Below are 11,511 nucleotides of genomic sequence, written 5' to 3'. Positions count from 1 at the left end.
ATCAGAAAATTCCTGAATTCGAGAAGTGAAAGGCGGTTGGCGCCTGACGCGGCACCGCTATATATAGTGGCAACAAGGTGAGGTCAAGCGCAGGGTTTTGCGCGCACTCAGCTTATGGCTTGGTAAAAAGGCTTTCTTCGGCCTGCACCAAAGCAAAGCGTGGCACCTGTTCGCCGTCAACTTCGACGGACTCCAGGAACATGCTCAAGGGACGCACCCAAAAGCCGTAATCGCCATACAGGGCTTGATAGAAGACCACTTCTTCTTCGGTTTCCGAGTGCCGCGCAACACTGAATACGCGGTACTGCGGACCTTTGTAATGTTGGTAGAGCCCTGGTTGTATCGGCATGCTTTGGCCCTCACTCAAATTTTTCAAAATAAATACAAAAATAAATCCGGAAAAACAAAAACCGGGGCACTTGGCCCCGGCTTCCATCAACGAGACGCTTAAACGCGTTCGAAGACGGTGGAGATGCCTTGGCCGAGACCAATGCACATGGTGGCTACCCCGAAGGTACCGCCATTCTGCTTCATCACATTGAGCAAAGTGCCGGAGATACGCGCACCGGAGCAACCGAACGGGTGGCCCAGGGCGATCGCGCCGCCGTGCAGGTTAACCTTCTCGTTCATCTTGTCGAGCACTTTCAGATCTTTCAGCACTGGCAGGGCCTGTGCGGCGAAAGCTTCGTTGAGCTCGAAGAAGTCGATGTCGGAGATGCCCAGACCCGCGCGCTTCAATGCTTTTTGTGTGGCCGGTACTGGACCATAGCCCATGATTGCCGGATCCACACCTGCCACTGCCATCGAGCGAATCACCGCCAGAGGCTGGATGCCCAGGTCCTGTGCACGCTGCGCCGACATCACGATCATGCACGAGGCACCATCGGTGATCTGCGACGAGGTACCCGCTGTCACGGTGCCGCCCTTCGGATTGAACGCTGGCTTGAGAGCCGCCAGGCTTTCCAGGGTGGTTTCCGGACGAATGGTTTCGTCGTAGTCGAAGGTTTTCAGGAAACCGTTCTCGTCGTAGCCCTGCATCGGGATGATTTCGTCTTTGAACTTGCCTTCCACGGTCGCCTTGTGGGCGAGTTGGTGGGAGCGCACGCCGAAAGCGTCCTGTTGCTCGCGAGTGATGCCGTGCATCTTGCCCAGCATTTCCGCGGTCAGGCCCATCATGCCCGAGGCTTTCGCCGCGTACAGCGACATGTGCGGGTTCGGATCGACACCGTGCATCATGCTCACGTGGCCCATATGCTCGACGCCACCAACCACGAAAACGTCACCGTTGCCGGTCATGATCGCTTGCGCAGCAGTGTGCAGAGCGCTCATGGACGAGCCACACAGGCGGCTGACGGTCTGGCCGGCCGAGGTGTGCGGGATCTGGGTCATCAGCGACGCCATGCGCGCGATGTTCCAGCCCTGCTCCAGGGTCTGGTTCACACAGCCCCAGATCACGTCTTCGACTTCGTTCGGGTCGACCTTGACGTTACGTTCCAGCAGTTTGCTGATCAGGTGCGCCGACATGTCTTCGGCGCGGGTGTTGCGGTGCATGCCGCCCTTGGAGCGGCCCATCGGAGTACGACCGAAGTCGACAATCACGACGTCTCTAGGATTCAAGCTCATAAGTTCACTCTCACTCTAGTTGGGGGCGCTTAACCGAAGAAGCTCTGGCCGTTTTTGGCCATTTCGCGCAGCTTCGCGGTCGGGTGGTACAGCGCGCCCAAATCAGCGTACTGGTCAGCCAGGGCAACGAACTCTGCCACACCGATCGAGTCGATGTAGCGCAGCGCACCGCCACGGAATGGAGGGAAACCAATACCGTAGACCAGACCCATGTCGGCTTCGGCAGCGGTTTCGACGATGCCGTCTTCCAGGCAACGCACGGTTTCCAGGCACAGCGGGATCATCATCCAGTTGATGATGTCTTCGTCGGTGACTTCGCGCTGCTCGTAAACGATCGGCTTGAGCACTTCCAGCACCGCAGGATCGGCCACTTTCTTCTGCTTGCCGCGCTTGTCGGTCTCGTAGGCGTAGAAGCCCTTGCCGTTCTTCTGGCCCAGGCGCTTGGCTTCGTAGAGCACGTCGACGGCCGAGCGACGGTCGTCCTTCATGCGGTCCGGGAAGCCTTCAGCCATCACGTCACGACCGTGGTGACCGGTGTCGATGCCGACCACGTCCATCAGGTAGGCCGGGCCCATCGGCCAGCCGAATTTTTCCATGATCTTGTCGATACGGACGAAGTCCACACCGGCGCTGACCAGCTTGGCGAAACCGCCGAAGTACGGGAACAGGACGCGGTTGACCAGGAAGCCCGGGCAGTCGTTGACCACGATCGGGTTCTTGCCCATTTTCTTGGCGTAGGCAACGGTGGTGGCAACAGCCAGCTCGCTGGACTTCTCGCCACGGATCACTTCCACCAGCGGCATCATGTGCACCGGGTTGAAGAAGTGCATGCCGACGAAGTTTTCCGGACGCTTGAGGGCTTTGGCCAGCAAGGTGATGGAAATGGTCGAGGTGTTGGACGCCAGGATGGTGTCCTCTTTGACCTGATCTTCCACTTCAGCCAGTACGGCTTGCTTGACCTTAGGGTTCTCGACGACCGCTTCGACCACCAGGTCCACGTGACCGAAATCACCGTAGGACAGGGTTGGACGAATGCCGTTGAGCACTTCAGCCATTTTCGCGGCGGTCATCCGACCTTTATCAACGCGGCCAACCAGCAGTTTGGCGGCTTCCGCCAGACCCTGCTCGATACCGTGCTCGTTGATGTCCTTCATCAGGATCGGCGTACCTTTGGAAGCCGACTGATAGGCGATACCGCCACCCATGATGCCGGCGCCGAGTACAGCGGCCTGCTTCACGTCCTTGGCGATTTCGTCGTAGGCCTTGGCCTTTTTCTTCAGTTCCTGATCGTTCAGGAACAAGCCGATCAAGCTCTGCGCGGCAGAGGTCTTGGCCAGCTTGACGAAACCGGCAGCTTCAATTTCCAGCGCCTTGTCGCGACCGAAGTTTGCGGCTTTCTGGATAGTCTTGATCGCTTCAACCGGCGCCGGGTAGTTCGGGCCAGCCTGACCGGCCACGAAACCTTTGGCGGTTTCGAAAGCCATCATTTGTTCGATGGCGTTCAGCTTCAGCTTTTCCAGCTTCGGCTGGCGCTTGGCCTTGTAGTCGAACTCGCCGGAAATGGCGCGCTTGATCAGTTCCAGCGCAGCGTCCTGCAGCTGCTCTGGAGCAACCACTGCGTCGACAGCACCGACTTTCAGCGCGTCTTCAGGACGGTTTTCCTTGCCGGCGGCAATCCACTCGATGGCGTTGTCGGCACCGATCAGACGCGGCAGGCGCACAGTACCGCCGAAGCCCGGGTAGATGCCCAGCTTGACTTCCGGCAGACCGATCTTGGCCTGGGTGGACATGACGCGGTAGTCCGCCGCCAGGCACATTTCCAGACCGCCACCCAACGCGATGCCGTTGATCGCGGCGACGGTCGGGACGTTGAGGTCTTCGAAATCGCTGAAAATCTTGTTGGCTTCGAGGTTGCCAGCAACAAGTTCTGCATCCGGCAGCTTGAAGTTGTCGACAAATTCGGTGATGTCGGCGCCGACGATGAACACGTCCTTGCCACTGCTGACGATCACGCCCTTGATCGAAGCATCTGCCTTGATGGTGTCTACGGCCTGACGCAGTTCGTTCAGGGTTAGACGGTTGAACTTGTTGACGGACTCACCCTTGAGGTCGAACTTCAGTTCGACGATGCCACTTTCAAGAGCCTTAACCGTGATGGCTTTACCTTCGTAAATCATCAACTGATCTCCACGATATGGAAGCTGAACAGTACACGTCGGACGCAGGCGAATGGCTCGGCAGGGACGTTGATCGTCAATGCTACGCCCATTCCCCCGGCACACCCGCCAACGCGATAGTCGGGATTCTGTAGGAGCGATCTGAAATACAAACGCTCAATTCATACGCCCGTTTGATTTGGGTACGTCACCTTCACGGAATTTCCGACAATTGTCAATCGCCTGAAAAACGGGTTGAAACGCGACTTTCCGGTCATTTCCGTACTGCGAGGACCTTAAACACGCCGAAGCATGCAAGGTCATTCATAGAATCAATTGTTAGAAAAGTCGCCCTAACTTCGCTGCGGCCCGTGTTTAACAAGCTACGCTGGCGAAACCAGGGGAAAAAGTTGAACGCTTTGGCGAACGCCCAGCGTAAGATCAGCCCACACCGTTTTACCGGCCTGCCTGGCGCCGCAGGCTGCGATCTTTTGATCCTGCTTGTAAAAATCAACGTCAAAAGATCGCAGCCTGCGGCAGCTCCTACGGGTATCGGGTTTCAGGCGAGGGCTTTGAGGGTCGCGTCGATTTGTTGCAACACCTCGGCCTCGCCCTTCTCGCCCCAATACAAGGCGATTATTTGCTTGTCGGCCTCGACCTTGAAGACATTGCCTGGCAATTTTTCGAAATGATCGAGCAGCGCCCGATCTTCACAGATTTCCTGCCATTGATTCACCCAGACACCCGGTGATTTTTGCCAGTAACTCCAGCACGCCGGCTGACTGCCACGCCGCGGACGATGGTACTGGGCGCAGGGGCTCGGTGGCTCCTGGCTAAGCCAGTGCGGCCATTCCTGGGGCGCCAGTTGCATGGCCAGGCCGATGCGCCGGGCCTCCATCCGCAGGGCGATGCGCCCACTCTGGGCACGCGAGGGGCGCAACCATGCCAGCGGACTGAGTACCACCAGCAGGATTGACAGCACTATCCAGACCGTCATATCTGTACTCCCGAATTTGAATGAGCCCATTGTGTCACTTTGGAACCAATGCGCTTGAAACCAGCCATACTTACCAATATTGCAACCCTCAGGAGGAGCACCTCATGCCCTACAACCATATTCTGGTCGCTGTAGATCTGACCGAAGAGTGCGACCCTGTGATCCACCGCGCTCGCGAACTGTCGGTGAGCAATGGCGCGAAATTGTCGCTGGTGCACATTGTCGAGCCGATGGCCATGGCCTTCGGCGGTGACGTGCCGATGGACCTGTCACAACTGCAACAGCAGCAGTTCGATCAGGCCAAGGAGCGCCTTGACCGCCTGAAGCACAAATACTCAGAGCTTGAGAGCTCCAATTGCCACCTCACCTACGGCCAGCCACGCCAGGAAATCCATCACTTCGCCAAGGAACAGCAATGCGATCTGATCGTGGTCGGCAGCCATGGCCGGCATGGCCTGGCACTGCTGCTGGGCTCCACCGCCAATGACGTACTGCATGGCGCGCCTTGCGATGTGCTGGCAGTGCGTCTGCAGAACAAATCCTGAAGTTGTAGGTACCCCCCTGTGGGAGCGAGCTTGCTCGCGATGGGGCACTGTCAGTCGATATCAATGTTGACTGACAGGCCGCCATCGCGAGCAAGCTCGCTCCCACATTGAAACCGTAACAACCTTCAAATCTTCATACGAAAAGCCCGGCGTTCATCACTGAGCGCCGGGCTTTTTTTATTGCGGGATCAATCAGGCATCCAGCTCGGCCCAACGCTCGACCATGATGTCGAGTTCAGCCTGCAACTGCGACAGCTGGGCGATCACCGCAGCGGTTTCGGCAGCAGGACGCAGGTAGAAACCGGCATCCGCCATCTGCGCCTCAACGGCGGCAATCTGCTGCTCCATGGCTTCGATCTGCCCCGGCAACGCTTCCAGCTCGCGCTGCAACTTGTAGCTGAGCTTCTTCTTCGCCACTGGCGCTTCGACGACTTCCGCAACCGGCGCAGGTTCGGCCTTCACCACGGCGGAGTTCAGGTCGGCCTTGCCGGATTTGCTCTCGGTCACGCCCAGCAGGCGCGGCGAGCCGCCCTGACGCAGCCAGTCCTGGTAGCCACCGACGTACTCACGAACCTTGCCTTCACCTTCGAAGACCAGGGTGCTGGTGACCACGTTGTCGAGGAATGCCCGGTCGTGGCTGACCATCAGTACGGTGCCGTTGAAGGTCAGCAAGACCTCTTCGAGCAATTCGAGGGTTTCAACGTCGAGGTCGTTGGTCGGTTCGTCGAGTACCAGCAGGTTCGCCGGCTTGCTGAACAGCTTGGCCAGCAACAGACGGGCACGCTCACCACCGGACAGCGCCTTGACCGGCGTGCGGGCACGCTGCGGGCTGAACAGGAAGTCGCCGAGGTAGCTCAGCACGTGGCGGCTCTGGCCGTCGATATCGATGAAGTCGCGACCTTCGGCCACGTTGTCGATCACGGTTTTTTCCAGATCCAGCTGATGGCGCAACTGGTCGAAGTAGGCGACATCAATCCTGGTGCCCTCTTCCACTTTGCCGCTGGTTGGCTGCAGGCCGCTGAGCATCAGCTTCAGCAACGTGGTCTTGCCGGTACCGTTGGCGCCGAGCAGACCGATACGGTCGCCGCGCTGCAGCACCATGGAGAAGTCCTTGATCAGGAACGGCCCGCCCGGGTGAGCGAAGCTCACATTCTCGAGCACCATGACCTGCTTGCCGGACTTGTCGGCGGTATCCAGCTGAATGTTGGCCTTGCCGGTACGCTCACGACGCTCGCTACGCTCGACGCGCAAGGCTTTCAGTGCACGGACACGACCTTCGTTACGGGTACGACGGGCCTTGATGCCCTGGCGAATCCACACTTCTTCCTGGGCCAGGCGTTTGTCGAACAGCGCGTTGGCAGTGGCTTCGGCAGCGAGTTCAGCTTCCTTGTGTACGAGGAAACTGGCGTAGTCGCCGTTCCAGTCGATCAGGCCGCCGCGATCCAGTTCGAGGATGCGGGTTGCCAGGTTCTGCAGGAAAGAACGGTCGTGCGTGATGAACAGCACGGCGCCCTGGAAATCCTTCAGCGCTTCTTCAAGCCAGGCGATGGCACCGATGTCCAGGTGGTTGGTCGGTTCGTCGAGCAGCAGCAGGTCCGGCTCGGACACCAGGGCCTGGGCCAGCAGGACGCGACGACGCCAGCCGCCGGACAATTCGGCGAGGGTCTTGTCGGCCGGCAGTTGCAGGCGGCTGAGGGTGCTGTCGACCAGGGTCTGCAAGCGCCAGCCATCGCGGGCTTCGAGGTCGTGCTGGACGTGCATCAGTTTGTCCAGATCGGCGTCGGTAACGATGTTCTGGCTCAGGTGGTGATATTCGGCGAGCAAGGCGCCAACGCCGTCCAGGCCTTCGGCGACCACGTCGAATACTGTCCGCTCGTCGGCCACCGGCAATTCTTGCGGCAATTCGCCAATCTTGAGCCCTGGTGCGCGCCAAACGGAGCCGTCATCGGGCTTCTGGTCGCCCTTGACGAGCTTCATCATGCTGGACTTGCCAGTGCCATTGCGGCCGATGATGCACACCCGCTCACCACGGGCGATCTGCCAGGACACCTTGTCCAACAACGGCATAGCGCCGAAAGCAAGGGACACATCGCTGAATTTGAGCAGGGTCATGAGCTTCTCCAAAAACCGGGCGCGCATTCTACCTGACTTGAGGCTTCAGAAGGCCGGCAATTTCACTCCCGTAGCACTCTGCATGACAAATGTTGCGAACTGATGCGGGAAGACCCGCAAAGCTTTCGCCGGCTGCTGGCAAAAGGCTAAGCTACAGACAATTCAGTGCGGGCCCGGCCCGCACTTGTCATGATTTCTCTGCACGGATGTCTCATGCGCAGTCGCCTTTTCAATCTTTTATCTGCTTTTTTACTGTCTGCCGCTGCCGTCCAATCCGCCCAGGCGGTGGACCTGTCCACCCAACGCCAGTATTACGATGAAGCCAAACGCGCCTTGGCCAAAGGCGATAGCGGCCCGTATTTCCGTTACAGCCGGGCCCTCGCCGATTATCCGCTGGAACCCTACCTGGCGTACGACGAACTGACTGCGCGGCTTAAATTCGCGAGCAACGCCGAAATCGAGAAGTTCCTCGCCGAACACGGCGACCTGCCCCAGGCCAACTGGATGAAACTGCGCTGGTTGCGCTGGCTGGCGGACCGGGGCGACTGGGCGACCTTCGTCAAGTACTACGACCCGAAAATGAACTTTACCGAACTGGACTGCCTGAACGCGCAGTACCAGCTCAGCCACGGTCTCAAGGCCGAAGGCAACGCCAATGCGGAAAAGCTCTGGCTGACCGGCAAGTCCCAACCCGACGCCTGTGACACGCTGTTCGGCATGTGGGCCGCCGAAGGCCAGTTGACCGAGCAAAAACGCTGGGAACGCGCGAAGCTTGCCGCCCAGGCGCGCAACTACCCACTGGCCAACAGCCTGGTCAACGGCATGACCACCCTCGCCCCTCGCGGTCGCTTGCTGGTGGATGTCGCGCAAAAACCGGAACTGCTCAACCAGCCGTCACGCTTCACCCCGGCCGATGAAGCCATGTCCGACGTGGTCAGCCTCGGCCTGCGCCGCCTGGCTCGCCAGGACCCGGACAAGGCCATGGACCTGCTCGACGGTTACGCCAGCAGCATGCACTTCTCCCGGGATGAAAAAGTGGCGATCGCCCGGGAAATCGGGCTGACCCTCGCCAAACGTTTCGACGGCCGAGCTCTGGACGTCATGACCAAATACGATCCGGAACTGCGCGACAACACGGTTTCCGAATGGCGTCTGCGCCTGCTCCTGCGCCTGGCGCGCTGGGAGGATGCCTACCAGTTGACCCGCCGCCTGCCCCAGGACCTGGCCACCACCAACCGCTGGCGCTACTGGCAGGCCCGCAGCCTGGAGCTGGCGCAACCGCAGAACCCGGAAGCGCAGACGCTCTTTAGAAGCCTGGCCCGCGAACGCGACTTCTATGGTTTCCTCGCCGCCGATCGCTCGCAGTCGCCCTACTCGCTGCTCAACAAGCCGCTGGTGCTCAGCCAGGCCACCATCAACAAGGTGCGCAACACGCCCGGCGTGCGCCGCGCCCTGGAATTGCACGCCCGCGGGCAGATCGTCGATGGCCGCCGTGAGTGGTACTACGTCAGCCGTCACTTCAGCCGCGACGAAATGGTCGCCCAGGCCAAACTGGCCTACGACCTGAAATGGTACTTCCCGGCGATCCGCACCATCAGTCAGGCGCAGTATTGGGATGACCTGGATATCCGCTTCCCGATGGCTCACCGCGAGACCCTGGTCCGTGAAGCGAAGAACCGCGGCCTGCATCCGAGCTGGGCGTTCGCCATCACCCGCCAGGAAAGCGCATTCATGGACGACGCTCGCTCCGGGGTCGGCGCCTCGGGCCTGATGCAACTGATGCCGGCCACCGCCAAGGAAACCGCACGCAAGTTCAGCATTCCCTATAGCTCGCCACAGCAACTGCTGGATCCGGACAAGAACATCCAGCTTGGCGCTGCATACCTGAGCCAGGTGCACAGCCAGTTCAACGGCAACCGCGTCCTCGCGTCTGCCGCCTACAACGCCGGCCCGGGCCGCGTTCGCCAATGGCTGCGCGGCGCGGATCACTTGAGTTTTGACGTGTGGGTGGAAAGCATTCCGTTCGACGAAACCCGCCAATACGTGCAAAACGTGCTGTCGTATTCGGTGATCTATGGCGCGAAGCTCAACTCACCGCAGCCGATCGTGGACTGGCATGAGCGGTATTTTGATGATCAATAAGAGGGGCAGCGGCAAGCTTTAAGCTACAAGCCGCAAGCTGTTCTGGTTAACCGCAATAAAAATGCCCGCATTGAAAGATGTGGGCATTTTTATTGCGCTTTTCTTAGCCGGTTATTGGGTCGGAAACAGCATTCTGCCCATCACTGAACTGCAACGCCGCCAACCGCGCATACAAGGCATTGCTGGCGATAAGCTCCTGATGCGTGCCCACCGCCACCAGTTTTCCCTGATCCATCACCGCGATTCGGTCGGCGTTTTTCACCGTGGCCAGGCGATGGGCGATCACCAGGGTGGTTCGGTTTTTCATCAGGCTCGGCAGCGCCTGCTGGATCAGGTGTTCGCTCTGGGCATCAAGGGCGCTGGTGGCTTCGTCCAGAAGCAGGATCGGGGCGTCCACCAGCAACGCACGGGCGATGGCCAGGCGCTGGCGCTGACCACCCGACAAGCCGAGCCCCCCATCCCCCAGATGCGTCTGGTAACCGTTGGGCATGGCCTCGATAAAGTCATGGGCGTAAGCGATTTTTGCCGCTTCCTGTACCTCGGCCAGGGTCGCCTTCGGATTGCCGTAGCGAATGTTTTCTTCAATGCTGCCGAAAAACAGCGCCGGGGTTTGCGACACCAGGGCGAAGCAGCGACGCAGGTCCAGCGGATCGAGTTGAGTCAACGGCACGCCATCGAGCAGGATGCGTCCCTCGGCCGGGTCGTAAAAACGCAGCAGCAAGTCATACACCGTCGATTTGCCGGCCCCTGATGGCCCGACCAGCGCCAGCGTCTCACCGGCATTGACGGTCAGGCTCAACCCGTCGACGGCATAGCTTTGCGGCCGCGACGGGTATGAAAAACGCACATTGTGCAGCTGCAGGTGGCCGTCGACCCGTTCCGGCAGTTTCACTGCGCCTGCCACCGGCGCCAGGATGATGTTTTCCGAACGCAGCAACTCGGCAATCCGCTCGGCCGCACCGGCTGCCCGCTGCAGTTCGCCAATCACTTCGCTCAAGGTGCCAAACGCGCTGCCGACGATCAGGCTGTAGAACACGAATGCCGCCAGCTCGCCAGCGGAAATTCGCCCGGCGATGACGTCCATGCCGCCGACCCAGAGCATCACCCCGACCGCACCCAAGACCAATACGATCACCAGGGTAATCAGCCAGGCCCGCTGGAAGATGCGCTTGCGTGCGGTGTTGAACGCCTCTTCCACCGTCACGGCAAACCGTCGCTCGTCCTGAGCCTGATGGTTGTAGGCCTGCACGGTCTTGATCTGCCCCAGGGTTTCCGACACATAACTGCCGATATCGGCAATCCGGTCCTGACTCAGGCGTGAGAGGTTACGCACCCGGCGACCGAAGATCAGGATCGGCGCGATCACCAGGGGCAAGGCAACCACCACGATGCTGGTGAGTTTGGGGTTGGTGATGAACAACAGGACGATCCCGCCGATCACCATCAACAGATTGCGCAAGAACAACGACAGCGAAGAGCCGATGACCGATTGCAGCAGCGTGGTATCGGCGGTCAGGCGGGACTGGATTTCCGAGCTGCGATTGTCTTCGTAAAACCCCGGGTGCAAGTAAATCAGATGATTGAACACATTGCGCCGGATATCGGCGACGCAGCGCTCGCCGATCCACGACACCAGGTAAAACCGTGCAAACGTACCGATCGCCAGCCCCATCACCAGCAACATGAACAGTGTGATGGACTGATTGAGCAGATGCGGTGACTGGGTCATGAACCCCTTGTCCACCAGCAGGCGGATGCCCTGCCCCATGGACAAGGTGATGCCCGCGGTGGCGATCAACGCCAGCAAGGCGCCAAAGGCCTGCCAGCGATACGGCGCGATGAAACGGCTGGCCAGGCGAATGGCACGGCGGTGACGGGCAGAGAGCATCGTAATCATCCTGGACAAGGCAGTCATTAGGGTCAGCCTATACCGCTC

The 11,511-nt window shown here is 59.7% G+C and carries 8 protein-coding genes; 2 read left to right on the top strand and 6 right to left on the bottom strand.

The window, feature by feature from the left end:
* Nucleotides 1–112: 112 nt before the first annotated feature.
* From AC1D1M_RS04960 to AC1D1M_RS04945, 4 genes are all read right to left on the bottom strand, one after another.
* On the bottom strand, nt 113–349 hold the full coding sequence (locus tag AC1D1M_RS04960) for a DUF1653 domain-containing protein (protein WP_007986363.1): 237 nt from the start codon (nt 347–349) through the stop codon (nt 113–115).
* Nucleotides 350–447: 98 nt separating this feature from the next.
* Nucleotides 448–1,623, bottom strand: a complete 1,176-nt coding sequence (gene fadA, locus AC1D1M_RS04955; protein WP_008023006.1) for an acetyl-CoA C-acyltransferase FadA — start codon at nt 1,621–1,623, stop codon at nt 448–450.
* 29 nt (nt 1,624–1,652) lie between these two features.
* The gene (fadB, locus tag AC1D1M_RS04950) at nt 1,653–3,800 is read right to left on the bottom strand and encodes a fatty acid oxidation complex subunit alpha FadB (protein WP_477774773.1); all 2,148 of its coding nucleotides are present in this window, start codon (nt 3,798–3,800) and stop codon (nt 1,653–1,655) included.
* 538 nt (nt 3,801–4,338) lie between these two features.
* Nucleotides 4,339–4,776, bottom strand: a complete 438-nt coding sequence (locus AC1D1M_RS04945) for a hypothetical protein (protein ID WP_154910047.1) — start codon at nt 4,774–4,776, stop codon at nt 4,339–4,341.
* A gap of 104 nt (nt 4,777–4,880) precedes the next feature.
* Here AC1D1M_RS04945 and AC1D1M_RS04940 point away from each other — a divergent pair, with 104 nt between their 5' ends.
* Nucleotides 4,881–5,321: a universal stress protein gene (locus AC1D1M_RS04940; protein ID WP_150724698.1), complete on the top strand. Its 441-nt coding sequence runs from the start codon at nt 4,881–4,883 to the stop codon at nt 5,319–5,321.
* 192 nt (nt 5,322–5,513) lie between these two features.
* On the opposite strand, the gene AC1D1M_RS04935 is transcribed toward AC1D1M_RS04940, so the two are convergent.
* A complete protein-coding gene (locus AC1D1M_RS04935; RefSeq protein WP_154910046.1) occupies nt 5,514–7,433 on the bottom strand; it encodes an ATP-binding cassette domain-containing protein in 1,920 nt (639 codons plus the stop codon).
* 213 nt (nt 7,434–7,646) lie between these two features.
* Between AC1D1M_RS04935 and AC1D1M_RS04930 the strand changes: the two genes are divergently transcribed.
* Nucleotides 7,647–9,575, top strand: a complete 1,929-nt coding sequence (locus tag AC1D1M_RS04930) for a transglycosylase SLT domain-containing protein (protein WP_154910045.1) — start codon at nt 7,647–7,649, stop codon at nt 9,573–9,575.
* A 103-nt stretch (nt 9,576–9,678) separates the two neighbouring features.
* Here AC1D1M_RS04930 and AC1D1M_RS04925 read toward each other — a convergent pair whose 3' ends face one another.
* Nucleotides 9,679–11,472 carry an ABC transporter transmembrane domain-containing protein gene (locus AC1D1M_RS04925; RefSeq protein WP_477774945.1) on the bottom strand — a complete coding sequence of 598 codons (1,794 nt, stop codon included), beginning with the start codon at nt 11,470–11,472 and terminating at the stop codon, nt 9,679–9,681.
* Between the last annotated feature and the right edge of the window lie 39 nt (nt 11,473–11,511).

The organism is Pseudomonas sp. P1_F7 (assembly GCF_056405655.1).
Note: the sequence above shows the minus strand (reverse complement) of the source record. Positions and strands in the feature narration are given on the sequence as shown.